The organism is Streptomyces sp. NPDC032091 (assembly GCF_055580265.1).
The window spans coordinates 259,168-283,773 of record NZ_JBVILR010000007.1 but is presented as its reverse complement, the minus strand read 5'-3'; the positions used below and the strand labels follow the sequence as shown (position 1 = coordinate 283,773).

Below are 24,606 nucleotides of genomic sequence, written 5' to 3'. Positions count from 1 at the left end.
TTTGTGCCAGAGGCGCGGTACTGACACGGCTGGCCGGGCGTGCGCAGAATGCGGGAGCCGGACAGCGCACGGCCCGTGGGAGAACGCCCCGGGCGGCGGCGGCGAGAGCGCCCGCGTGGGGCGCGGACATTCCTTTTCCGGAGGCGCTCCGATATCCGGCGAGCGCAATTCCCGGATCTTTTGGACGCGAGGAAGAACGGACGAAGATGCACGAGCAGAGTGCCGTCTCGACGCACACGGTGGTCGTCAACCGTGCCGAGCAGTATTCGATCTGGCCGGCCGGCCGCAGACCCCCGGTGGGATGGCGCACGATCGGGCCGCCCGCGAGCCGTGAGACCTGCCTGGGCTTCATCTCCCGCACCTGGACGGACATGCGCCCCCTGGAACTGCGCCGCACCACCGAGATCCCGAGGACCCGCCCGTGAACCCGTCCCTGAACCCGTCGGCGGCCGCCGGTTCCCGGCCGCTGTCCGCCTCCCGCGCGCGGGCCGCCTTCGAGGCGCTCGCGGGCGAAGGCGGCCCGCACGTCAACGTCTCCGCCGTGCGGGTCCGTGACGTGAAGACCTTCGGCTGGCCCTTGCTGGAGCCCGCGGTCACCGAACTCGTCGTCCGCACGCCCCGGTTGCGCACGCACGTGGAGTTCGCCGAGGGCGGCCGGACGCGGGAGGTCACGCACGCCCGGGGCGCGGCCGGCGAGGTGTCCGTCCGCACCCTCGGCGCCGGCGGCGACTTCCCCGACCTGGCCGCCTTCGCCCGCGCCGAGCGGGAGCGCGGGCTGGACTGGAGCGCCCCCTCCTGGCTGCGGGTCACGGCCCTGCGCGACCAGGCGGAGCCGGGCACGTGGTGGCTGGCCACCACCTGGTCCGGGGTGCTCCTGACCGGCGCCGAGCACCGCCGCGTCACCGACGAGCTGGTCGCCCTCTGCACCGCCGCCGCGTCCGGCGACCCGCTCCCGGCCGCCTCCGGCACCCCCGCCGAAGCCGAGGCCGAAGCCGACACCGCCGGAGCCGGAGCCGAGACCGAAGCCGACACCGCCGAGACGGACACCGCCGGGGCCGACGCCACCGCCGGCCCCGCCCGGGCCACGGCGCTGCCCCCCGCCCTCTCACTGCCCGCCGCCTGGGGCCGCCGGGACGCCGACGCGACCGACTGGCACACCACCGCACTCGACCTCGGCCACCTCGCCGACGGGCTCGGCGCCCTGGCCGAGCGGGCGGGGACCGGCCTCGGCAGCGTGCTGCACGCCGTCCACCTGCGGGTCATGACGATGCTGACCCACGAGTCCTCCTTCACCACCGGTGTGGCCTCCGGCCCGGACGCCCCGGTGCGCGCCGCCGCCTTCGACGCGGACGCGCCCCTCACCGACTGGACCGCGCTGGTCCGTACGGTCGACGGGCTCGAACGCTCCGCCACCGTCCCGGCCCGCCCCCCGGCCGCCGGGGACGCCTCCCGGACCCCCGTCGAGATCGCCTTCCGCCACGAGACCCGGGCGACCGCGCCCCGGCACGCCGTGGACGACGTCTTCGATCTGGCGCCCGAGGGCTTCGGCCTCGGCGTCCGGGCGGTCAGCGCGCCCGGTTCCGTCGTCCTGCGCCTGACCGGCGCCGCCCGCGCCGCCACCCCCGCGGCCCTGGACCAGCTCGCGGCCCTCTACCTCGCCGTGGCCGCGGCCATGGCCGCGGACCCGGCCGGCGCCGCCGACGCCGACCTGCTGCCCGACGTCGAACGCGACCTGGTCGTGCGGAAGTGGAACGACACCGCCGCCGAGTACCGCCGCGACCTGTGCGTACACGAGCTGTTCGAGCGGGCGGTGCGCCGCGACCCGGAGGCCGTCGCCGTCAACGCCGCCGACGGCACGACCGTCACGTACGGCGAGCTCAACGCCCGCGCCAACCAGCTGGCCCACCACCTGCGCGAACTCGGCGTCGGGGCCGACACCTTCGTCGGGATCTGCGTCGAGCACTCCGTCGAGATGCTCGTCGGACTCCTCGGCATCCTGAAGTCCGGTGGCGCGTACGTGCCCCTCGACCCGGAGCACCCCGCCGACCGGCTCGCCTGCATCGTCGAGGACACCGGCGCGCCCGTGGTGGTCACCGTGTCCGGCCTGACCGGCGCCCTGCCGCCGTCGGAGGCGGTCACCGTCCTCCTCGACCGCGACGCCGGGCTGCTGGCCGGCCGGCCCGTCACGGACCCGGAGCCGCTCGCCCACCCCGACAACCTCATCTACGCCATGTTCACGTCCGGCTCCACCGGCCGCCCCAAGGGCGTCCTGGTGCACCACCGCGGGGTGGTGAACTACCTGGACTGGGCCGTGGAGGGCTACGGCCTGCCCGTCGGCAGCCACGGCGCCCCCATGCTCGGCTCGATCGCCTTCGACCTGTCGGTCCCGAACTTCTTCCTCCCCCTCATCGGCGGCAAGGACGTCACCCTGCTGCCCACCGACCGCGCCCTGGACGAACTGGCCGAACGCCTCGTGCGCCCCGGCGACTTCAGCCTCCTGAAGATCACCCCCGCCCACCTGGACGTGCTGCGCTCGCAGATCTCGGAGCCCGGATCGGTGACCTCCGTCCACACCTTCGTCGTCGGCGCCGACGAGGTGAAGCCGGAGACCGTCGCCGCGTGGCAGCGGATCGCGCCCGGCGCGCGGATCATCAACGAGTACGGCCCGACCGAGACGGTCGTCGGCTGCTCGGTCTACGAGGCGGGTCCCGGCTTCGACCCGGCCGCGCCCGTGCCCATCGGCCGTCCGATCGCCAACATGCAGATGTACGTCCTGGACCGCTTCCTGAACCCGGTGCCGATCGGCGCGGTCGGGGAGCTGTTCATGGGCGGCGACGGCGTCACCCGCGGCTACCTCCACCGTCCGGAACTGACCGCCGAGAAGTTCCTGCCCGACCCCTTCCACCCGGTCCCGGGCTCGCGCATGTACCGCACCGGCGACCTGGCCCGCTTCCGCCCCGACGGCGACATCGACTTCCTGGGCCGCATCGACCACCAGGTGAAGATCCGCGGCTACCGCATCGAACTCGGTGAGATCGAGGCCCGGCTGCTGCTGCACCCGGGGGTCAGTGAGGCCGTGGTCGCGGCGCGCACCGACGCCCACGGCGACAAGTGCCTCGCCGCCTACGTCGTCGGCGTGGCGGGCCCCGCGCCCGACGCGGCCGAGCTGCGGTCCTTCCTCGCCGAGGCGCTGCCCGGCTACATGGTGCCCGCCGAGTTCGTCCACCTCCCGGCCCTGCCGCTGAGCACCGCGGGCAAGGTCGACCGCCGGCTGCTGCCCGACCCCGTCCGGGACACCGCCGAGGAACGCCGGGACGCACCCGCCACCCCCACCGAGCACCTGCTGGCCACCGCCTGGGCGGAGGCCCTCGGGGTGGACACCGTGGGGACCGGGGACGCGCTGGTCGCCCGGGCCGGCCTCGACGGCACCCTGCGCATGGTCGAACGGGCCCGCGCGGCGGGGCTCGACGTCCCCCGCGGGGCCGCGTTCCGGTACCCCGGCGTCGCCGCGCTCGCCCGCGCGCTGGACGAGGCGCACACCGCCGAGGCCGCCGAGGACGAGGCGCGCGAGGTCCCCCTCACCCCGGCCCAGCGGCACCTCCTGGCCCTGCCCGAGGGCGCGGGCCACAGCTCGGTCCTACTCCGGTTCCCTGCCGCGCTCGACACCGACGCCGTACGGGAGGCCCTGCGCGGGCTGACCGGACGCCACGAGGCCCTGCGGCTGCGCCGGGACGGCGAACGGCAGGTGCTCGGCCCGGCCGGATCGGGCTGGTCCCTGGCCCAGATCACCGCCCCCGCCGCGGACCCCGACTCCCTGTGGAAGGCAGCGGCCGCCGAGGCCGACACCGCCCTCCCGGCGGAGGGCCCCGCGCTGCGGGCCGTGCTCGTCAGCCCGGCCACCGAGCCCGGCCGGGCCTCCTGGCTGCTGCTGAGCGCCCCGCGCCAGGTGGTGGACACGGCCTCCTGGACGGTCCTCGTATCCGACCTCACCGCCGCCCTGGGACACCCGGACGCCGCAGTGCCGGCGCCCGCCGGGGCCGGCTTCGCCGACTGGTCCGACCTGCTGGTCCGGCGGGCCAACGGCGAGGAGATCACCGCCCAGCTGGCCACCTGGCTGACCCCCGGCCCCACGGCCCGCTTCCCGGAGGAACCCGTGTCCGCCGACCCCGGCACCGGAGACCCCGTGGGCGCCCGCGGCGGCGACCCACTCGCCCCCGTCGCCACCCGGACCCTGGCCCTCGACCCCGCCCTCACCAGGGAGCTGCTGTCCGGCGAGGACGGTGACGCCGATGCCGTCCTGCTGACCGCCCTGGCCCGCACCCTCGCCGACTGGGACACCGCCTCCGGCCCCGGCCTCACGGTCGAACTGGCCACGCCCGGCCGGGCGGCCGTCCTCGACGGGCTCGACCCGGCCCGCACGGTCGGCTGCCTCACCGCCCGCTTCCCGCTGACCCTCCCCACCGCGGACGCCGCCGGGGCCACCCCGGCAGCCGTGCGGGCGGCCCTCGACGCGGTGCCCGACGCCGGCCTCGGCCACGGGCTGCTGCGCCACCTGCGCACCGACCGGGTCTCGGCGGTGCTCGCCGCCACACCGGCGCCGGCCGTCGTGTACGACGCCTCCGCCCCGCTCGACGTCCGGGCCCAGGCCCCGGCGGGGCCGGGCGGCGTGATCCGGTACGACCTGCCCGACGCCCTCGCGGAGGGCCGCCCGCTCGGGCACGCCGTCACCGTCACCCGGCGCCTGCGCGCCGACCGCCTGGAGGTCCTCTGGCGGCTCGACGCCACCCGCTGGAGCGCCGGCACCCTGGACCGGCTCACCGCCCGCTTCGAGAGCGAACTGCGCACGCTCACCGCTCCCGGCACGTCCGCGGTCGCGGCCGGGTGAGACTCGTCGCCGTCGCCCTCAACCGCCCGCCCGGCTCCGGCGGCACCGCCGCCGAGGCGCCGGACCGGCTCGTCGAGGCCCTCCTGGGCTCGGGAGCGGCCGCCGGAGGGCTGGAGCACGCCCGTCTCCAGCCCTCCCGGGCCGGGGCGGTGGGGGTCCTCTTCCTCTCCTCCCGGATCCCGGGGGGCGCGCCCGCCGCGCTCGCCCAGGCCCGGGAGATCTGCGAACGGGCCTGTCACTCCACACCGCCCCTGCGGGGCTGGAGCGTCGACTGGTGCCGGGAGGTCAGCCCGGCCCTGGACCCCTGCGCGGCCGGCCCGCCGGCCCCTCCACAGCCCTGACCGGACCCCCGCACACCACTCCACCCCCCGCCCCACCTCCACACCACCGCGCCGTTTCACGTGAAACAGCGGCCGCCACCTCCACACCACCGCGCCGTTTCACGTGAAACAGCGGCCCTCACCCCCGTCCCACCGCGCTGTTTCACGTGAAACAGCGGCCGCCACCCCCATCCACCGAAGGGAACACGCCGCATGTCACCGACCATCAGGGCGGAGCGCCTGCTCGCCGATCTCACCCACCTCGCCCAGATCGGCGCCGGCAGCGACGGCGGGATCCACCGCGTCGCCGGCTCGGCCGCGGACTTCGCGGCCCGCGACTGGCTGGACAAGACGCTGCGCTGCGCGGGCCTGCACAGCTACCGGGACCAGGTCGGGAACGTCTTCGGCCGGACCCACCGGGGGAACGGCCCCTGGCTGCTCATCGGATCCCACTCCGACACCGTCCCCGGCGGCGGCCACCTCGACGGCGCCTACGGTGTGATCGCCGCCATCGAGGTGCTCCGCACCCTGCACGAGGCCGGCCACCCCGCTGCCGACCACATCGAGGTCGTCGCCTTCTGGGACGAGGAGGGTGTGGGCGCCGGCTCCATGGGCGGGCTCGTCGGCTCCTCCGCCCTGTGCCGCCACCCGCACGCCGAAGAGCTCTCCGGGTACCTCGAACTGCACATCGAGCAGGGTCCGCGGATGGACGACCAGGGCCTCGAACTCGCCGCCGTCACCGGCATCGTGGGCGTACGCCGCTACCGGATCTCCGTCCAGGGCGTGGAGAACCACGCCGGCACCACCCCGTTCAGCGCGCGCTCCGACGCCGGGCGCGTGGTCACCCGTACCGCGGCGGCCGTGCAGGACATCTGCCAGGAGGTCAACGGCTCCGTCGTCGGCAACGTCGGCGCGGTCGGCTTCGGCCCCGGGACGCCCAACGTGGTCCCCGGCACCGCCTGGCTCGAGGTGGAGGTCCGGGCCGCCTCCGACGCCATCCTGGACCTGGTCGAACAGCAACTGCGGCTCGTCCTGGACCGGATCGCCGCCGAGGAGGGCTGCTCCGGCACCTTCACGGCGACCTCCGCGAAGCCGGCCGCGCACTTCGACACCGCCTTCGTCGACACGGTCGACGGCGTCTGCCACACCCTCAGCGACCGCACCGAGCGCCTCGTCAGCTACGCGGGCCACGACGCCAGCGTCCTGTCCACCCGGGTGCCCACCGCGATGATCTTCGTGCCGAGCACCGGGGGCTTCAGCCACTCCAACCGCGAGAGCACCCCGGACCACCTGCTCGTCCTCGGCACCCAGGCCCTGCTCGACAGCGTCCTCGCCGTCACCGCCCCCCTCACCCGGCGCACCCTGCAAGGAGCCTCCGCGTGAGCGCTCCCCCGAGCCCTCCCCGGACCCCCCGGAGCGGCGGCACCCCCGGCCGCGCCCCGCACCCCCCGCCCCGGCGCTCCCTGCGCCAGGTCCTGTGCCCGGCCCCGTTCGGCCGGCGCATGGTCCAGCTCAACGCGGGGCTCGTGCTGTACGGGGTGAGCACCGCGCTGCTGCTCCGGGCCGGCCTGGGCGTCGACCCCTGGACCGTGCTCCACCAGGGCCTCGCCCAGGTCACCGGGCTGACCGTCGGCGTCGTCTCCATCCTGGCCGGCCTCCTCGTCCTCGCCCTGTGGTGGCCGCTGCGCCAGCGCCCCGGCATCGGCACCGTCCTCGACGCCGTCGTGGTCGGCCTGGTCACCGACGCCACCCTCGCCGTCTGCCCGCGGCCGGGCACCCTGGGGGCGCAGGTGACCCTGCTGGCGGGGGCCGTGGTCCTCAACGCCGCCGCCACCGCCTGCTACCTCGGTGCCGGGCTGGGGCCCGGCCCCCGGGACGGGCTGATGACCGGCCTCGCCGCCCGCGGCCGCTCCCTGCGCGTCATGCGGACGCTCATCGAGCTCACCGCCCTGGGCTCGGGGTGGCTGCTCGGCGGGCCGGTCGGCATCGGCACGGTGGTCTACGCCCTGGCCATCGGGCCGCTGGCCCAGCTGTTCATCCCCCGGCTGGAACTGAGTCCGGCGGAAGTCGAGCGGGACACCGGCTGACACAGATAGGCCTGGTCAGTTTGTGCCAGCCCGGTTCCCTGGCCCGGCGGTCCGGCCGGCGGCACGATGGGATCAACGCCGGAAACGGCCTGAACCCAGCACCGACCGAGGAGAACCACCGTGTCCGCCAAGACCGTCACGTCCGTGTTGACCACCGCCCTGCTCGGCCTCGCCCTCGCCGTCACCGCCCTCACCGGCACCGAGTCCGTCGCCGGGGGACAGAGCGCCGACACGGTCACCGCGAGCGGCCGGAGCACCTCGGACACCCCCGTCACGACCCTGGTCGACCTCGGCTGGAGCTGACCCCGGACGGGGCCGCCGCACCGCCCCGACGGGTCGGACGAACCTACGGACCACACCACGCAAATCCCCCGGCAGTCGATGCCATTCGCCAACTGACCGGCCTCCGCACCCCCGCCTAGGATGGGGCCCAGGGCCCGTCCGCCCCCGTACCGCACCGTCGCAGGGGGGATCGACATGCTGCACGTACTGGGCCTGGACACGGAGGCCGAGGACGTCTACCGACTGCTGCTCGGCAAGCCCGAGCTGGGGGTCGAAGGGGTCGCCGACGCGCTCGGCCTCCCCCCGCGGCGGATCCGTGAGATCCTCGACCGCCTCGCCGACCTGGCGCTCCTCACACCCTCCTGGAACGCCGCCGAAGGCATCCGCCCCGTCAGCCCCGAAGTCGCCCTCAACGCCCTGCTCGCCCGGCGCAACGCCGAAGTCCTGCGGGCCCAGCGCGACATCGAGGGCGCCAAGTCCGCCATCGACGACCTCCTCAGCAGCTACCGCGCGCCCGAGGAGGCGGACCCGCTGGCCCCCGAACGCCTCCTGGGCCTGGAGGCGACCCGGCTGCGCCTGGAACAACTGGCCGGCGAGATCACCACCGAGGCGCTGGCCTTCGCCCCCGGCGGACCGCAGCCCCCGGACAACCGCAACGCCAGCCGGCCCCTGGTGGAGGCCGCCCTGGAACGCGGCGTGAGCGTCCGCACCGTCTACCTGGACAGCGTCCGCAACGACGTCGAGAGCCGGGCCCACGCCGAACGGCTGGTCGCCCTCGGCGGCCAGGTGCGCACGGTGCCCGCCCTCCCGATGCGCATGCAGATCCTGGACCGGCGCTTCGCCCTGGTCCCCATCGACCCGGAGGACTCCCCGAAAGGGGCCGTCCTCCTCAAGGAGCCCGGTGCCGTCACCGGGCTCCTTGAGCTGTTCGAACGGATCTGGGAGCAGGCGGCCCCCCTCGGCGACACCCCCGCCGCCCCCGCCCCGCTGGACGCCACCCCGCAGGAACGGGCCCTGCTCGGCCTGCTCTCCGACGGGCTCACCGACGAGGCGGCCGCCCGCAAGCTGGGCGTCTCCCTGCGCACCGAGCGCCGCATGATCACCGATCTGATGAAGCGCCTCGACGCCACCAGCCGCTTCCAGCTGGGCCAGCAGGCCGCCAAGCACGGCCTGCTCTCACCCCCGCGCTGACCCCTCTCCCCCGCTCTCCCGGGCCCGTGCTGACAGCAATGTGTCAGCGCGCTTTGTGCCATGCCCGGACGCTGTCGGCGGCCCGCGCGGGCGGACAGGATGGACGGACAGGAGCGGCCCCACCGGCGGCCGCCCGCCATCCCGCCCCCTTCCCGCGCGAGGTCTGCCATGCCCGCACAACCGCGTCCGTCCGGCGCCGAGTACGCCATCGAAGCCGAGGACCTGCACCGCACGTACTCCCTGCGCACCGGCTGGCTGCGCCCCCGCCGGACCGAGGTCACCGCCGTCCGCGGCATCAGCTTCCAGGTCCGCCCCGGCGAGCTGTTCGGCCTCCTCGGCCCCAACGGCGCGGGCAAGAGCACCACCATCAAGATGCTCAACACCCTGCTGCTGCCCACCTCCGGCACCGCCCGCATCCACGGCCACGACGTCGCCCGCGACACGAGCGAGGTGCGCCGGCGCATCGGCTACGTCTTCGGCGGCGACCGCGGCCTGTACGAGCGCCTCTCCGCCCTCGACAACCTCCGCTACTTCGCCGAGCTGTACGGGGTGGAGCCGCGCGTCCAGCGCGCCCGCATCGCCGAACTCCTGGAGCGGGTCAGCCTGAACGGCCGGGAGAACGAGCGCGTCGAGGGCTACTCGCGCGGCATGCGCCAGCGCCTGCACATCGCCCGCGGCCTGCTCCACGACCCCGACGTCCTCTTCCTCGACGAACCGTCCATCGGCGTCGACCCCGTCGCCGCCCGCGACCTGCGCGAGACCGTCGCCGACCTGCGGGCCACCGGCACCACCGTGCTGCTCACCACGCACTACATGGCCGAGGCCGACGAACTGTGCGACCGCATCGCGGTCATCGCCCAGGGCACCCTCCAGGCCGTCGGCACCCCCGAGGAGCTCAAGTCCCGGGTGCGCACCCGCGACGTCCTCGACATCGAGGTGTTCGGGCTCGACGAGGCCCGCCTCGCCCCCCTGCGCGCCCTGCCCGGCGTACTCAGCGCCACCCTGGAGGAGGGCGCCGGCCGACAGACCCTCACCGTCCAGTCCGCCCGCGGCACCGACCTGCACCAGCGGGTGCTGAACGCGCTGTCGGGCGTGCGCGTGGGACGCGTCGTCAGCCGCGAGCCCTCCCTGGAGGACGCGTACGTCGCCATCGTCGAGGAGGCCGGCGACCGGCCCGCCGACGACACCGGGGAGCCCACCGCCGGCGACGGCCCCGCCGCCGGCGAGAGCGCCGGGACCCGCGCGGCGGTGGCCGCGTGAGCGCCGCCCAGGCGGCCACCGGCCGCGCCCCCGCCTACCCCCTGGGCCCGCACCGCGTCCTGCGCCTCATCGGCGTCGGCGTCCGCACCCACGTCGGCTACATGTCCCGCTCCCCGCTGGAGATCACGTTCGCCGTCCTGGTGCCGCTCGTCTACGCCACCCTCGCCGTCTACCTCTTCCGCGCCGGCGGCGACCCGGAGCGGATGCTCCAGGCGTCCGTGGGGGCCGGTCTGATGGGCATGTGGGCCTCCGTCCTGTTCGGATCCGGCGGCGCCGTCCAGAACCAGCGCTGGCTGGGCACGCTGGAGACCCTCGTCGCCGCGCCCACCCCGCTCTCCCTCACCCTGCTGCCCATCACCCTCGCCACCGCCGTGGTCGGCACGTACGCGATGGGCGCGACCCTGCTCTGGGGCGCCCTGCTCTTCGGCACCCCCCTCGACTTCGCGCACCCCGCGCTGTTCCTGGTCGCCGTGCCGGTCTGCGTCCTCGCCCTCGGCATGATGGGGCTGCTGCTGGCCGCCACCTTCGTGCTGATGCGCAACGCCAACGCCCTGGCCAACACCCTCGACCACCCGATCTGGATGCTCTCGGGCATGCTCGTGCCGATCACGGCCCTGCCCCTGTGGACGCACCCGCTCTCCTGGGCGCTGCCCACCACCTGGGGCGCCCGCGCCGTCCAGGCCGCCGCCCTGCCGGGGCACCCCACCTCCGAGGTCCTGCGCCACCTCGCGCTCGCCGTCGGCACCGGACTGGGCTACCTGCTGTTCGCCGTCGCCGCGCTGACCTGGGTCGAACGCCGCGCCCGCCGGGCCGCCACGCTCGCCCTCACCTGACCCGCCCCCCGATCCAGGAGCACCCCGTGACCACCCCACCCGCACTCCGCCTGACGGTCCTCGGCGGGATCATGTCCTACCGCGCCCTGTTCAACTGGGCGACGCCCGCCATGTTCGCCGGCACCCTCTTCGGCGCCCCGCTCGTCCAGATGCTGTTCTTCGTCTACCTCGGCCGCCAGCTCCGGCTGGGGGACGACCGCTTCTACGTCATCGGCAACGCCCTGCTCGCCGCCAGCGTCGCCTGCGTCTACGGCGGAACGATGGCCATCGCGAACGAGCGACGGTACGGAACCCTGGGCGCGGTCCTGCTCAGCCCCCGCAGCCGCACCCTGCTGTGGGCCGGCCGCGCCCTCCCGTACATCGCCAACGGCATCCTGGTCACCGTGGTCAACCTGGCCGCCGGCAACCTGCTCCTGGGCCTCGGCCTCACCGCGGGGGACTACGCCGCGCTCGCCCCGCTGATCCTCACGGCCGCCGTCAGCTGCTCCGGCTTCGGACTGCTGCTCGGCGCGATCGGCCTGCGGCTGCGCGACGTGTTCCTGATCGCGAACGTCGTCTTCGTGCTGCTGCTGCTCCTGTCGGGCGCCAACGTGAACCGCTCCGTGCTGCCGGAGTGGATGCGGCTGGCCGGCGAGGCCCTCCCCCTGACCCACGCCATCACCGGCGCCCGCTCGGCCCTGACCGGCGCCGGAACGGAGCTCCTGCCCTCGCTCGCCGCAGAGGCGGGCATCGGCCTCTGCTACCTGCTGGCCGCGGTCTTCCTGCTGCACCACTTCGAGCGGAGCAGCCGCCGCCGCGCCACCCTCGACACGATGTGAGGCCGGACATGCGAGAAGCCCCGATCCGGAGTCCGGATCGGGGCTTCCCCGATGTGGGCGAGGGGGGATTTGAACCCCCACGTCCCGAAGGACACTGGCACCTGAAGCCAGCGCGTCTGCCGTTCCGCCACTCGCCCGAGCAGCTCCCCAGTGGATCTTGCCTTTCGGCCCGTTCCCCTGGCGACGTCGAAACAGTAGCACGTCAGACGGGGTGGATTGAAATCGCTTTCCCGTCACCCCGGCGGACCTCCCGACGGCCCCTCCCGCCGCCCCCTCCGGGTGCGGGACACTGTCCCTGGGGCACCCCTACGATCCCCTGTGAGCACCAACACTCCTGCGGGCAGGAGCGAAGGGGAACCACCCGAATCCGCCACGCGTGGATACGATCAGTAAGCAGTACAGGGCGACAGCGACGGAGGAGGTGCCCGATGGGAGTCCTGAAGCGGTTCGAGCAGCGTCTCGAAGGTCTGGTGAACGGCACCTTCGCCAAGGTGTTCAAGTCCGAGGTCCAGCCGGTCGAGATCGCCGGCGCCCTCCAGCGGGAGTGCGACAACAACGCCACCATCTGGAACCGCGAGCGGACCGTCGTCCCCAACGACTTCATCGTGGAGCTGAGCGCGGGCGACTACGAGCGCCTGAGCCCCTACTCCGGGCAGCTCGGCGACGAGCTCGCGGGCCTCGTCCGCGACTACGCCAAGCAGCAGCGCTACAGCTTCATGGGCCCCATCAAGGTCCACCTGGAGAAGGCGGAGGACCTGGACACGGGCCTCTACCGGGTCCGCAGCCGCACCCTGGCCTCCAGCACCTCCCAGGACCCCGCGCAGGCCCCCCAGGGCCAGCAGGGCGGTGGCGGTTACGGCTACCCGCCGGTCGCCGCCCCTCCCATGCCCGCGGGTCCGCCCCCGGGCGCTCCCGGCGGCCGCCCCGGCGGCGGCCCCCCGTCTTCCGGCGCCCCGGGCACCACGCGCCGCTGGATCGAGATCAACGGCACCCGCCACCAGATCTCGCGCCCCACGCTCGTACTCGGCCGCAGCACCGAGGCCGATGTGCGGATCGACGACCCCGGCGTATCCCGCCGGCACTGTGAGATCCGGACCGGAACACCCCCGACGATCCAGGATCTCGGGTCCACCAACGGCATCGTGGTGGACGGGCAGCACACCACCCGCGCTACGCTCCGCGACGGCTCGCGGATCGTCGTGGGCAGCACCACCATCATTTACCGGCAAGCCGAAGGGTGAAGCGGGGGCAATGTCAGAGCTGACCCTGACGGTCATGCGGTTGGGTTTCCTGGCCGTTCTGTGGCTGTTCGTCATCGTGGCCGTTCAGGTCATCCGCAGCGACCTGTTCGGTACGCGCGTCACGCAGCGCGGCTCGCGCCGCGGCGGCGGCGCGGCCGCGGCACCGCAGCAGCAGACGGGGCGCCAGTCCGCCCCTCCGCAGCAGCGCCAGCGCCGGGGCGCGCCGACCAAGCTCGTCGTCTCCGAGGGGACCCTCACGGGCACCACCGTGACCCTCGCCGGCCAGACGATCACGCTGGGACGCGCCCACGACTCCACGATCGTGCTGGACGACGACTACGCCTCCAGCCGCCATGCCAGGATCTACCCCGACCGTGACGGCCAGTGGATCGTCGAGGATCTCGGGTCCACCAACGGCACGTATCTCGACCGGACCCGTCTCACCACCCCGACGCCCATTCCGCCGGGCGCCCCGATCCGCATCGGCAAGACCGTCATCGAGCTGCGGAAGTAGTACGAGAATGAGCGAGCGGAGCGAGCGAGCCGCAGCGGCCCGTCCCACCGGGGACACGGGCCCGAGCGCGCTCCCGACCGGAGGGTGGGCAGTGTGGCTCGTCGAGACCGGTTGTACCCCGAGGCGTCGACAGGGCAGGTGCGCATGAGTCTGACCCTGCGTTTCGCCGCCGGATCGCACAAGGGGATGATCCGCGAGGGCAACGAGGACTCCGGCTACGCCGGTCCCCGGCTCCTCGCGGTCGCCGACGGCATGGGCGGCCAGGCCGCCGGTGAGGTCGCCAGCTCCGAGGTCATCTCCTCGCTCGTCCAGCTCGACGACGACATCCCGGGCTCCGACATCCTCACCGCCCTCGGCATCGCCGTGCAGCGGGCCAACGACCAGCTGCGCGTGATGGTCGAGGAGGACGCCCAGCTGGAGGGCATGGGCACCACGCTCACCGCCCTCCTGTGGACCGGCCAGCGGCTCGGCCTCGTGCACGTCGGCGACTCGCGCGCCTACCTGCTGCGCGACGGTGTCCTCACCCAGATCACCCAGGACCACACCTGGGTCCAGCGGCTCGTCGACGAGGGCCGGATCACCGAGGAAGAGGCCACCACCCACCCGCAGCGGTCCCTCCTGATGCGGGCGCTCGGCAGCGGCGACGTCGTGGAACCCGACCTCTCCATCCGCGAGGTCCGGGCCGGCGACCGCTACCTGATCTGCTCCGACGGCCTGTCCGGCGTGGTCTCCCACCAGACCCTGGAGGAGACCCTCGCCGACTACCACGGCCCGCACGAGACGGTGCAGTCCCTGATCCAGCTCGCCCTGCGCGGCGGCGGACCGGACAACATCACCTGCATCGTCGCGGACGTCCTCGACACCGACAGCGGCGACACCATGGCCGCCCAGCCGAACGACACCCCGGTGGTCGTCGGCGCGGTCGCCGAGAACCCGCACCAGCTCTTCGACGGCAACGCCATGCAGACCCCGGCCGGCCGGGCCTCCGGCCTCGGCCGCCAGACCCCGCCGCCCCCGGGCGCCTTCGGGCCTCCGGGCAGCGGTGACGCCGCCGGCTACGGATACCCCGACCAGAGCCAGGGCGGCGCCCCGTACGGAACCTTCGGCGAACCCGAGGCGTACGACGCGGACGGCCAGTACGACGACTCGTACGACCACCCGCGCAGGCGGCGCGGCAAAGGGCGCAAGTGGACCACCCGCACCCTGATCCTGCTCCTCGTCGCCGGTGTCGTCGGCGGGGGCCTGTACGCCGCGCACCGCTGGACGCAGACCCAGTACTACGTGGGCGTCAAGGGTGACCACGTCGCGCTGTACCGCGGCATCAGCCAGAACCTGGCCTGGATCCACCTCTCACAGGTCGAGACGGATCATCCCGAGATCGAACTGAAGTACCTGCCGTCCTTCAAGCGGAAGCAGGTCGAGGCCACCATCAGCGAAGACAGCCTCGACGGGGCGCGCAAGAAGATCGACGAGCTCGGCACCCAGGTCTCCGCCTGCAAGCAGGACGAGGCCCGCCGCGCCGCCGAAGCGCAGGGCAATCAGACGCCCGGCCCCACCCTGACTCCCGCGGAGCAGGCTGTCGTCGGCCAGTGCGAGAAGCAGTAGACATACGCGGGCACAGGGGGCCCGCCACACCATGAGCGTTGTCACCAACACGACCACCATCGGCGCCATCGAGGCGCCGAGCCGGCGGAACACCGAGCTCCTGCTGCTCGCCTTCGCCGTGGTCATCCCGATCTTCGCCTACGCCAACGTGGGCCTGTCGATCCACGGCGAGCTGCCCCCGGGCATGCTGGTCTACGGGCTCGGCTTCGCCGTGCTCTCCGGCATCGCGCACCTCGTCGTACGCCGCTACGCCAAGTACGCCGACCCGCTGCTGCTGCCGCTCGCGACCCTGCTCAACGGGCTCGGCGTCGTCCTGATCTGGCGGCTCGACCAGTCGGAGCGGCTGCGGAACCTGGCCAAGCGCAGCTTCGGCGGGTTCTCGGAGTCCGCGCCGCGGCAGATGATGTACACGGGGCTCGCCATCGCCCTGTTCGCCGTCGTCCTGCTGGTCCTCAAGGACCACCGCGTCCTCCAGCGGTTCACGTACATCTCGATGGCCGGCGCCCTCGTCCTGCTGATCCTGCCCGTCGTCCCGGGTCTGGGCGCGGACGTCTTCGGCGCGAAGATCTGGATCAGCGTCGGCGGGTTCTCCATCCAGCCCGGTGAGTTCGCCAAGATCGTCATCGCGATCTTCTTCGCCGGCTACCTGATGGTGAAGCGCGACGCCCTGGCCCTGGCCAGCCGCCGCTTCATGGGCCTCTACCTGCCGCGCGGCCGCGACCTCGGCCCGATCCTGATGATCTGGGCGATGAGCCTGCTCGTCCTCGTCTTCGAGAACGACCTCGGCACCTCGCTGCTCTTCTTCGGCATGTTCGTGATCATGCTGTACGTGGCCACCGAGCGGACCAGCTGGATCGTCATCGGCCTGCTGATGTCGGTCGGCGGCGCCACGGTCGTCGGCATGACCGCCAGCCACGTCAAGGTCCGCGTCAACGCCTGGCTCGACCCCTTCGCCTGCTACACCACCTCGGGCGCCTGCGAGCAGGTCGGCCAGTCGATCATGAGCTTCGGCTCGGGCGGCGTCCTCGGCACCGGCTGGGGCCAGGGCAACTCGGACCTGATCGGCTTCGCCGCCAACTCCGACTTCATCTTCTCCACCGTCGGCGAGGAGCTCGGCCTGACCGGCGTCATGGCCTTCCTCCTGCTCTACGGCCTGATCATCGAGCGGGGCGTGCGCACCGCCCTCGCCGCCCGCGACCCCTTCGGCAAGCTCTTCGCCATCGGGCTCTCCGGCGCCTTCGCCCTCCAGATCTTCGTCGTCGCCGGCGGGGTCATGGGCCTCATCCCCCTCACCGGCATGACCATGCCCTTCCTCGCCTCCGGCGGCTCCTCCGTCCTGGCGAACTGGGTGCTCATCGCCATCCTCATCCGGATCAGCGACACCGCACGCCGCCCCGCCCCGGCCCCCGCCCCGTCCCCCGACTCCGAGATGACCCAGGTGGTCCGCCCGTCATGAACAAGCCCCTGCGCCGCATCTCGCTGTTCTGCGGGCTCCTCGTCCTCGCCCTGCTGATCCGGACCAACTGGCTGCAGTACGTGCAGGCCGAGGACCTCAGCACGCGCAAGGAGAACCGCCGGGTCCAGATCGCCCAGTACGCCACCGAGCGCGGCAACATCATCGTCGGCGGCCAGCCGGTCACCGGGTCCGCGGTCACCGACGGCAGCGACTTCAAGTTCAAGCGGACCTACATCGACGGCCCGCTGTGGGCGCCGGTCACCGGCTACGCCTCGCAGGCCTTCGGCTCCACCCAGCTGGAGAAGATCGACGACGGCATCCTGACCGGCAACGACGACCGGCTGTTCTTCGACCGGACGATCGGCATGTTCACCGGTGAGAAGAAGCAGGGCGGCAACGTCATCACCACCCTGAACGCCGCCGCCCAGAAGGCCGCCTTCCAGCAGCTCGGCAACAAGAAGGGCGCGGTCGCCGCGATCGACCCGCGCACCGGCGCCATCCTGGCCCTGGCCAGCACCCCGTCGTACGACCCGTCGACCTTCGCGGGCAACTCCAAGAACGACGAGAAGGCCTGGCGCGAGCTGAACGACAGCGCCGACAAGAACCTGGTCAACCGCGCCCTGCGCGAGACCTACCCGCCGGGCTCCACCTTCAAGGTGGTCACCACGGCCGCCGCGCTGGAGCACGGCGTGATCAGCGACATCAACGCCCCGACGGACACCCCCGAGCCGTACATCCTGCCCGGCACGAAGACCCCGATGGTCAACCACGCCACCGGCTGCGAGAAGGCGACGCTGAACTACGCGCTCCAGGTCTCCTGCAACTCGGTCTTCGCGAACGTCGGTGACAAGGTCGGCCGCGACGGCATGGTCGAGACCGCCCAGAAGTTCGGCTTCAACAGCACGATCGACACCCCGGTCCGCGCCTTCGCCAGCGTCTACGACAAGACGATGGGCAAGGACGGCAACGCGCTGAGCTCGATCGGCCAGTTCAACACGGCGGCCACCCCGCTCCAGATGGCCATGGTCACCGCCGCCATCGCCAACGACGGCAAGCTGATGAAGCCGTACATGGTCGAGCAGCTCACCGCGCCCAACCTCGACACCATCGAGAAGCACGAGCCGCAGGAGATGAGCCGGCCCCTCAGCGCGGCGAACGCGCAGAAGGTCCAGCAGATGATGGTCAACGTCGTCGAGCACGGCACCGGCACCCCGGCCAAGATCAACGGCGTGACGGTCGGCGGCAAGACCGGTACGGCCCAGCACGGCGAGAAGAACGCCAAGCGCCCCTACGCCTGGTTCATCTCCTACGCGGAGCTGCCCGACCGGACCTCCCCCGTCGCCGTCGCCGTGGTCATCGAGGACAGCGCCGTCCAGGACCGCGAGGACATCACCGGCGGCGGCCTGGCCGCGCCGGTCGCGAAGGCCGTCATGGAAGCCGTCCTGAAGAACAAGGGATGAGACCCGAAGACAGGATCCGAGCGCTCGGTACCGGTCCGATATCAGCCTGTGGTCACGAACCGATCACCGACGATCGGCCGGTAGCCTTGCCGCGAACAGCACACCGCCGGACCACACACGGGTGCGGTCGGGACTGACGGAGAGGGCTGGAACGTTATGGAAGAGCCGCGTCGCCTCGGCGGCCGGTACGAGCTGAGCCACGTGCTCGGCCGCGGTGGCATGGCCGAGGTGTACCTCGGGCACGACACCCGGCTCGGCCGTACCGTCGCCGTCAAGACCCTGCGTGCCGACCTCGCCCGTGACCCGTCCTTCCAGGCCCGGTTCCGCCGCGAGGCCCAGTCGGCCGCCTCGCTCAACCACCCGGCCATCGTCGCGGTCTACGACACCGGCGAGGACTACGTCGACAACATCTCCATCCCGTACATCGTGATGGAGTACGTCGACGGCTCCACCCTGCGCGAGCTGCTGCACTCCGGCCGCAAGCTGCTGCCCGAGCGGACCCTGGAGATGTGCATCGGCATCCTCCAGGCGCTGGAGTACTCGCACCGCGCGGGCATCGTGCACCGTGACATCAAGCCCGCCAACGTCATGCTCACCCGCACCGGCCAGGTCAAGGTCATGGACTTCGGCATCGCCCGTGCCATGGGCGACTCCGGCATGACCATGACGCAGACGGCCGCCGTGATCGGCACCGCCCAGTACCTCTCCCCGGAGCAGGCCAAGGGCGAGCAGGTCGACGCGCGCTCCGACCTGTACTCCGCGGGCTGCCTGCTCTACGAGCTGCTGTGCGTGCGGCCCCCGTTCGTCGGCGACTCCCCCGTGGCGGTCGCCTACCAGCACGTAAGGGAAGAGCCGCAGCCGCCGTCGAACTTCGACCCCGAGATCACGCCCGTGATGGACGCCATCGTCCTCAAGGCGCTGGTCAAGGACCCCGACTACCGCTACCAGTCCGCCGACGAGATGCGGGCCGACATCGAGGCCTGCCTGGAGGGCCAGCCCGTCGCCGCGACCGCCACCATGGGTGGCGCCGGCTACGGCTACCCCGACCAGGGCGGCTACGCGCACCAGGGCTACGACCAGCCCACCACCGCGCTGCGCTCCCCGGACGCGAACCAGACCTCGATGATGCCGCCGATGCCCCCCGGGGGCGACGGCGGATACGGGTACCAGGACCAGGGCCAGGGCGGCTACGACCAGGGTCACGGCCGCCGCCCGCAGAAGAAGAGCCGGGCCTCGACGATCCTGCTGGTCGTGGCCGCGGTGCTCGTCCTGGTCGGTGCGATCCTGATCGGCAAGTCCCTCACCAGCACCGCGGACAACCGGCCCGCCGTGCCCAAGCTCGTCGGCCAGACCTTCGAGTCGGCACAGAGCAGCGGCAAGAACATGGGCCTGACCGTGGTGAAGGAGGCCGAGGAGCCCTGCGCGGACCAGCCCAAGGGCAACGTCTGCTCCCAGGACCCGGCGGCCGACACCAAGGTCGACAAGGGCTCGACGGTCAAGGTCAAGGTGTCCGCGGGAGCGCCCAAGTCGGCGGTCCCCGACGTCGCGCGGCTGAAGTTCGAGGACGCCGAGGCCCTGCTGAAGAAGAACAAGTTCCAGGTCGAGAAGAAGCTCGTCGAGTCCGACGGCGCCAATCCCGGCACGGTGACCGACCAGAACCCCAAGGCCGGTACCCAGGCCGAGCAGGGTTCGGTGATCACGCTCACCGTCGCCAAGGAGGTCGCGAAGGGCATCGTCCCGAACCTCGGCGGAATGACCAAGGAGCAGGCGGTCAAGGCCCTCCAGGACGCCAAGCTCAAGCTGGGCAGCACCACCGAGGTCGACCAGCCCGGAGCCGCGCCGAAGACGATCGTGGCGCAGCAGTACGAGCCCGGCCAGCAGCTCCCCAAGGACACCACGGTCAACGTCAGCATCGCCAAGGGCAACGCGCAGCCGGCCGCCGTGCCGGTGCTGACGGGGCAGACGGTGGCCCAGGCCAAGAGCGCCCTCAAGCAGGCCAACCTGAACTTCGGGGCGGTCCTGGGCGGCCCGACCGACGACAACGCCATCGTGGTGAGCTCCGACCCGCCCGCCGGGACCCCGGCGCCGGCCGGCACGGTCGTCAACGTCCGCACCATGGCGAACCCGAGCCAGCCCCAGGACGGGGGCCAGCAGGGCGGCGGAGGCTTCTTCGGCGGCCTGGCCGGCGGCCGCCGCTAGGCGACCGGAACCACCGCGTGTGAAACGGGCCCGGCCCCCCGATCGGGGGGCCGGGCCCGTTTCACGTGAAACTAGCGCAGCTCGGCCGGCGGGGTGCGCTTCGCGTCCACCTTCTCGGTGCGCACCAGCTCGCCCCAGACGATGTACCGGTACTTCGAGGTGTAGACCGGGGTGCAGGTCGTCAGCGTGATGTACCGGCCCGGGGCGGTCTTGCCCGACTCCTTCGGGACCGGGTTGATCACGTCCGTGTTGTACTTCGAGGTCTGGGCGAGCTCGGCGAAGACCTTGTAGACGTACCAGGTGTCCTTGGTCTCGAAGACGACGGCGTCGCCCTTCCTCACCTTGTCGATGTTGTGGAACTTCGCCCCGTGCCCGTCCCGGTGCGCGGCCAGCGTGAAGTTGCCCTTGTCGTCCCAGGGCAGGGCCGACTTCACCGGGTCCGTGTAGTAGCCGGCCACCCCGTCGTTGAGGACGTCCGGGGAGGTGCCGGGCTTGACCAGGACCTCGCCGTTGTCCATCGACGGCACGTGCAGGAACCCGATCCCGTCCTGGGTGTCGAGGGCCCCCGGCTGCCCGGTCCCGCCCCCGGCCGCGGGGGTCTGCTGCCACTGCCGGCGGACCTGGTCGCCCCGGGACGACGCCTGCCGGTCGGCGAGGACGTTGGTCCACCACAGCGAGTACGCCACGAACAGGCCGAGGATCAGCCCCACCGTGATCAGGAGCTCTCCGAGCAGGCTCAGTGCCCCGGCCATCACGCTGCGGTCGGCGGGCGGCGGTGCGGAGCGGCGGCGGGCACGAGACACTGCGGATTCGTCCTTACAGGCTGTTCAGCGGCTGTTCAGCGCGGGCGGAGCACCCTGGCTGCGCGGGCGTTCGTCGACCATCCTGCCCCATACGATCATCCGGTAGGTGCTCGTGAACTCCGGGGTGCAGGTCGTCAGCGTGATGTACCGGCCGGGTCCGGTGAATCCGGAACCCTCCGGCACCGGCTTGATCACGGACACGTTCGCCGGTGAGGTCTGTGGCAGGATCGAGGTCATCCTGTACGTGTAGTACGCGTCCCGCGTCTCGACGACGATCGGGTCGCCCGGCGCCAGCTGGTTGATGTACCGGAACGGTTCGCCGTGGGTGTTGCGGTGGCCGGCGACGGCGAAGTTGCCCTCCTTGTCGGCCGGCATCGCCGTCTTCAGGGCGCCCTCGGAGTAGTGGCCGACCATCCCCTTGTCGAGGACCTTCGGCTTGCTGACGCCCTCGGCCACGGGCACCTTCAGATCCAGCTTCGGGATGTGGAGGATGGCGAACCCCTGCCCCGGCTCGAAGGCGGCCACGGGCGGCGCGGCGGCCGCCGGGGGGTGCTCCCAGGTCTGGCGGAGCGTGCCGGCCGCCCCGCTGGCCGCCCGCTCCGCCAGCAGGTTCGTGTACCAGAGCTGGTAGGCGACGAACAGCAGCATCACCACGCCCACGGTGATGAAGAGCTCGCCGACGGCCCGGCTGAGCACCACCACGGGCCCCCCGGAGCGCGGGCGGGCGCGCCTGCGGCCCCGCCCGCCCCGTCCGCGGGTCCGCGCGTGCGAGCGCTTCGCGGCCTCCTGCGCTGCCCTGCGCCGCGCGGCCCGGCCCTCATTGGGCGCGGACGGCGCGACCGTCGTCACGCGACGGCCTTGCCCACCACCGGGGCCAGGCCCTCCGACCGGGCGACGGCGCCGGCGTCACCGCAGCGCACGAGCCAGTTGGCGAGCATCCGGTGGCCCCACTCGGTGAGCACCGACTCGGGATGGAACTGGACGCCCTCCACGTCGTGCTCCCGGTGCCGCAGCCCCATGATGATCCCGTCCTCGGTGCGGGCGGTGACCTCCAGCACGTCGGGCAGGGTCTGCGGCTCGGCCGCCAGGGAGTGGTAGCGGGTCGCCGTGAACGGCGAGGGCAGTCCGGCGAAGACGCCGAGCCCCTCGTGGACGACGGGCGAGGTCTTGCCGTGCAGCAGCTCGGGGGCCCGGTCCACGACGCCCCCGTAGGCGACGGCCATGGACTGCATGCCGAGGCAGACGCCGAAGACCGGGACGCCGGTCTCGGCGCAGTGCCGGACCATGTCGACGCAGACGCCGGCCTCCTCGGGCGTGCCCGGGCCGGGGGAGAGGAGGACGCCGTCGAAACCGTCCTGGGCGTGGGCGAGCTCGACCTGGTCGTTGCGCAGCACCTCGCATTCGGCGCCGAGCTGGTAGAGGTACTGGACCAGATTGAAGACAAAGCTGTCGTAGTTGTCGACAACCAGAATGCGCGCGCTCACGGAGTGGCTCCCGATCCCTCGTCCACCGTCACATCGTTGAAGGGAAGGAGCGGCTCGGCCCACGGGAAGACGTACTGGAACAGCACGAACACCACCGCGAGGACGAGTACGAGACAGATCAGCGCCCGCATCCACGCGTTGCCCGGCAGATGCCGCCAGATCCAGCCGTACATTCCGTCTGTTTCCTTCGTCGTCCACGATTCACTCACGCACCGCGGGGGCGGTACCGCACCAGACTACGGGCCGGGGCCCCCACGACGGGGGTCACCCGGGCAATCCCCCGGCATCGGCGGGCCGGGTGTCGGTGAGTTCCCCCCAGACGACCAGGCGGTGGCTGTGGCCCCACTCGGGGTCGCAGGTGGTGAGGGTGAGGTACCTGCCGGGGCCGGCGAAGGGGGAGCGGCGCGGGACGGGGTCGACCACACCGGTCTCGGTGGGCAGGACGCGCAGCGGCGCGGCGCGGACGGTGTAGGTGTAGCGGTTCGCGGCGTCGCGGACGATCACGGTGTCGCCGGGGCGCAGCTCGTCGAGGTCCTTGAAGGGGTCTCCGTAGGTGCGCCGGTGGCCCGCGACGGCGAAGTTGCCCTCCCCTCCGGGGCCGGCGGTGCCGGCGTAGTGGCCGAGGCCCTTCTTGAGCAGGGCGGTGTCCGTGCCCTCCAGGACGGGCTTGCTCCAGTCCGCGCCGAAGCGGGGGACGGACATCTCGGCGAAGGCCCGGCCGGCGGGGCGGGGCTGCGGGACGGGAGCCGCCGAGGGGTCCGGGGAGGCCGGGGAGGAGGGGGGCGCGGGGGCGGGGGCCGCCGCGGCCCAGCGGTCGCGCAGCCGGGCCCGTTCCCCGTCCATGGCCCGGTCGGCCCGGACCCCGGTCCACAGCAGGACGTACGCGACGAACAGCACGATCAGCGTCCCGGCCGTCAGGCACAGCTCGCTGAACGTCCGTACCAGCAGGCGCGGCAGGGCGTCAGGGCGAGGCGGACTCCAGCGGCTTCGCATAGTGGAGGTCCACTGTGCCGGAGTAGCCGGGAAGTGTCAGCCTCTTGTCCTCCTCGACCTTCCAGCCGAGCCCGTACGCGTTGACGTACAGCTGGTAGTTCTGGATGGCGGGGGAGTTGTTCAGGGCCTTGCGCAGGGCGCCGGGGTCGCCGACCGCCGACACCTTGTACGGGGGCGAGTAGACCCGGCCCTGGAGGATCAGGGTGTTGCCGACGCAGCGCACGGCGCTGGTGGCGATCAGCCGCTGGCCCATGACCTCGATGCCCTCGGCGCCGCCCAGCCACAGCGCGTTCACCACGGCCTGGAGGTCCTGCTGGTGGATCACGAGGTCGTTGGGCTGCGGCTCGGGGACGCCCGGGACGCGGGCGGTGGCGTTCGGCGGGGCGTCGTTGAGGGTGACGCTGAGGCCCTTGCCGGTCAGCTCCTCGGTGCCGGAGGCCTTGCGCAGGGCGGCGAGCTTGGCGTCCTCGGCCTTGGTGCTGCCGTTGTCGCGGTCCGCGAGGGCGTCGACCTGGGCGCGGACGGCCGCGGCGCTCTTCTCCAGTTCGGCGTTGTGGGCGCTGCGCTCGTGGATCAGGTCCGAGAGCTTGAGGAGGGAGGCGTCCGTGCGGATGTTCGTACCCTTGGACGTGTTGAAGCTGGTGACGAAGATGAGGCCCGCCAGGGCGAACACGGCGGCCGTCAGCAGCCGCACCGGACGGTGGCGGCGGTGGGGACCCGCGGAGGAGTCGTCGGAATTGGTCAACGTACCCTTCTCCTTCAACGCCACAGGTCCACTACGCTAACGGACGCCCGGGGCAGGCAAGGTCCCCAGCGCATCGACAGGAGAGCCCCTCGTGCCGAAGTCACGTATCCGCAAGAAGGACGACTACACGCCGCCGCCGACGAAGCAGGCGCAGCAGATCAGGCTGGGCAGCCGCGGCTGGGTCGCCCCGGTCATGCTGGCCTTCTTCCTGATCGGCCTCGCGTGGATCGTCGTCTTCTACGTGACCGACACCCAGCTGCCGATCGAGGCACTGGGCAACTGGAACATCGTGGTCGGTTTCGGATTCATCGCTGCCGGGTTCGGCGTTTCGACCCAGTGGAAGTAGTACACGGATAGCCGAGCGGCGCAACCTCTCCCCATGAGTTATCCACAGCGTCATCCACACCTGAGGAAAAGACAGAAGATCTGT

22 protein-coding genes, 1 tRNA gene and 1 pseudogene are annotated in these 24,606 nt (G+C 72.6%); 17 read left to right on the top strand and 7 right to left on the bottom strand.

The features are described 5' to 3' along the window. The first annotated feature begins 206 nt into the window (after positions 1-206). The 10 genes from ACZ5NJ_RS14775 to ACZ5NJ_RS14730 all read left to right on the top strand — a co-directional run bounded on the left by ACZ5NJ_RS14775 (position 207) and on the right by ACZ5NJ_RS14730 (position 11,676). Positions 207-425, top strand: coding sequence for an MbtH family protein (locus tag ACZ5NJ_RS14775; RefSeq protein ID WP_468765216.1), 219 nt, complete (start codon positions 207-209; stop codon positions 423-425). After that, positions 422-4,885, top strand: coding sequence for an amino acid adenylation domain-containing protein (locus ACZ5NJ_RS14770; protein WP_468765215.1), 4,464 nt, complete (start codon positions 422-424; stop codon positions 4,883-4,885). The genes ACZ5NJ_RS14775 and ACZ5NJ_RS14770 overlap by 4 nt, the downstream gene beginning before the upstream one ends. Next, positions 4,882-5,226 (top strand): hypothetical protein, encoded by a 345-nt coding sequence (locus tag ACZ5NJ_RS14765; RefSeq protein ID WP_468765214.1) that lies wholly within the window; start codon positions 4,882-4,884, stop codon positions 5,224-5,226. The genes ACZ5NJ_RS14770 and ACZ5NJ_RS14765 overlap by 4 nt, the downstream gene beginning before the upstream one ends. Before the next feature lie 192 nt (positions 5,227-5,418). Then, complete coding sequence (locus tag ACZ5NJ_RS14760) at positions 5,419-6,588, top strand: M20/M25/M40 family metallo-hydrolase (RefSeq protein WP_468765213.1); 1,170 nt, start codon at positions 5,419-5,421, stop codon at positions 6,586-6,588. A gap of 119 nt (positions 6,589-6,707) precedes the next feature. After that, a complete protein-coding gene (gene yczE / locus ACZ5NJ_RS14755; RefSeq protein ID WP_468765258.1) occupies positions 6,708-7,292 on the top strand; it encodes a membrane protein YczE in 585 nt (194 codons plus the stop codon). 120 nt (positions 7,293-7,412) lie between these two features. Further along, entirely contained in the window at positions 7,413-7,595 is a 183-nt protein-coding gene (locus ACZ5NJ_RS14750; RefSeq protein ID WP_468765212.1) for a hypothetical protein, read from the top strand. Positions 7,596-7,769: 174 nt separating this feature from the next. Next, entirely contained in the window at positions 7,770-8,765 is a 996-nt protein-coding gene (locus tag ACZ5NJ_RS14745) for a hypothetical protein (protein WP_468765211.1), read from the top strand. A 168-nt stretch (positions 8,766-8,933) separates the two neighbouring features. Next, entirely contained in the window at positions 8,934-10,025 is a 1,092-nt protein-coding gene (locus tag ACZ5NJ_RS14740) for an ABC transporter ATP-binding protein (protein WP_468765210.1), read from the top strand. Beyond that, positions 10,022-10,858, top strand: coding sequence for an ABC transporter permease (locus ACZ5NJ_RS14735; RefSeq protein WP_468765209.1), 837 nt, complete (start codon positions 10,022-10,024; stop codon positions 10,856-10,858). The genes ACZ5NJ_RS14740 and ACZ5NJ_RS14735 overlap by 4 nt, the downstream gene beginning before the upstream one ends. 26 nt (positions 10,859-10,884) lie before the next feature. Next, entirely contained in the window at positions 10,885-11,676 is a 792-nt protein-coding gene (locus ACZ5NJ_RS14730; protein ID WP_468765208.1) for an ABC transporter permease, read from the top strand. A 54-nt stretch (positions 11,677-11,730) separates the two neighbouring features. On the opposite strand, the gene ACZ5NJ_RS14725 is transcribed toward ACZ5NJ_RS14730, so the two are convergent. Beyond that, positions 11,731-11,813: transfer RNA gene (locus tag ACZ5NJ_RS14725), tRNA-Leu, on the bottom strand. Between the two features lie 291 nt (positions 11,814-12,104). Between ACZ5NJ_RS14725 and ACZ5NJ_RS14720 the strand changes: the two genes are divergently transcribed. The 6 genes from ACZ5NJ_RS14720 to pknB all read left to right on the top strand — a co-directional run bounded on the left by ACZ5NJ_RS14720 (position 12,105) and on the right by pknB (position 20,151). Then, positions 12,105-12,917, top strand: a complete 813-nt coding sequence (locus ACZ5NJ_RS14720; RefSeq protein WP_468765207.1) for an FhaA domain-containing protein — start codon at positions 12,105-12,107, stop codon at positions 12,915-12,917. 10 nt (positions 12,918-12,927) lie between these two features. Further along, positions 12,928-13,431 carry an FHA domain-containing protein FhaB/FipA gene (locus ACZ5NJ_RS14715; RefSeq protein ID WP_468765206.1) on the top strand — a complete coding sequence of 168 codons (504 nt, stop codon included), beginning with the start codon at positions 12,928-12,930 and terminating at the stop codon, positions 13,429-13,431. A 144-nt stretch (positions 13,432-13,575) separates the two neighbouring features. Then, positions 13,576-15,036, top strand: a complete 1,461-nt coding sequence (locus ACZ5NJ_RS14710) for a PP2C family protein-serine/threonine phosphatase (RefSeq protein WP_468765205.1) — start codon at positions 13,576-13,578, stop codon at positions 15,034-15,036. A gap of 31 nt (positions 15,037-15,067) precedes the next feature. Then, positions 15,068-16,492 carry an FtsW/RodA/SpoVE family cell cycle protein gene (locus tag ACZ5NJ_RS14705; RefSeq protein ID WP_468765203.1) on the top strand — a complete coding sequence of 475 codons (1,425 nt, stop codon included), beginning with the start codon at positions 15,068-15,070 and terminating at the stop codon, positions 16,490-16,492. Then, the gene (locus ACZ5NJ_RS14700; protein ID WP_468765202.1) at positions 16,489-17,952 is read left to right on the top strand and encodes a peptidoglycan D,D-transpeptidase FtsI family protein; all 1,464 of its coding nucleotides are present in this window, start codon (positions 16,489-16,491) and stop codon (positions 17,950-17,952) included. The genes ACZ5NJ_RS14705 and ACZ5NJ_RS14700 overlap by 4 nt, the downstream gene beginning before the upstream one ends. A gap of 156 nt (positions 17,953-18,108) precedes the next feature. Then, positions 18,109-20,151: a Stk1 family PASTA domain-containing Ser/Thr kinase gene (gene pknB / locus ACZ5NJ_RS14695; RefSeq protein WP_468765201.1), complete on the top strand. Its 2,043-nt coding sequence runs from the start codon at positions 18,109-18,111 to the stop codon at positions 20,149-20,151. 71 nt (positions 20,152-20,222) lie between these two features. Here the strand turns inward: pknB and ACZ5NJ_RS14690 are convergent, their stop codons facing one another. The 6 genes and pseudogenes from ACZ5NJ_RS14690 to ACZ5NJ_RS14665 form a co-directional block, all read right to left on the bottom strand. Next, the gene (locus ACZ5NJ_RS14690) at positions 20,223-20,903 is read right to left on the bottom strand and encodes a class E sortase (RefSeq protein WP_468765257.1); all 681 of its coding nucleotides are present in this window, start codon (positions 20,901-20,903) and stop codon (positions 20,223-20,225) included. A 75-nt stretch (positions 20,904-20,978) separates the two neighbouring features. Next, positions 20,979-21,653: pseudogene (locus ACZ5NJ_RS14685) on the bottom strand (class E sortase); the annotation flags it as partial. Between the two features lie 146 nt (positions 21,654-21,799). Beyond that, positions 21,800-22,438: an aminodeoxychorismate/anthranilate synthase component II gene (locus ACZ5NJ_RS14680; protein WP_468765200.1), complete on the bottom strand. Its 639-nt coding sequence runs from the start codon at positions 22,436-22,438 to the stop codon at positions 21,800-21,802. Continuing rightward, positions 22,435-22,611 (bottom strand): hypothetical protein, encoded by a 177-nt coding sequence (locus ACZ5NJ_RS14675; protein WP_468765199.1) that lies wholly within the window; start codon positions 22,609-22,611, stop codon positions 22,435-22,437. The genes ACZ5NJ_RS14680 and ACZ5NJ_RS14675 overlap by 4 nt, the downstream gene beginning before the upstream one ends. 91 nt (positions 22,612-22,702) lie before the next feature. Beyond that, a complete protein-coding gene (locus ACZ5NJ_RS14670; protein WP_468765197.1) occupies positions 22,703-23,431 on the bottom strand; it encodes a class E sortase in 729 nt (242 codons plus the stop codon). Continuing rightward, on the bottom strand, positions 23,400-24,176 hold the full coding sequence (locus ACZ5NJ_RS14665; RefSeq protein WP_468765195.1) for a DUF881 domain-containing protein: 777 nt from the start codon (positions 24,174-24,176) through the stop codon (positions 23,400-23,402). Before ACZ5NJ_RS14665 ends, ACZ5NJ_RS14670 begins: the two co-directional genes overlap by 32 nt. 91 nt (positions 24,177-24,267) lie before the next feature. On the opposite strand from ACZ5NJ_RS14665, the gene crgA reads away from it, so the two are divergent. After that, the gene (crgA, locus tag ACZ5NJ_RS14660) at positions 24,268-24,522 is read left to right on the top strand and encodes a cell division protein CrgA (RefSeq protein ID WP_045945361.1); all 255 of its coding nucleotides are present in this window, start codon (positions 24,268-24,270) and stop codon (positions 24,520-24,522) included. The last annotated feature ends 84 nt before the right edge of the window (positions 24,523-24,606 follow it).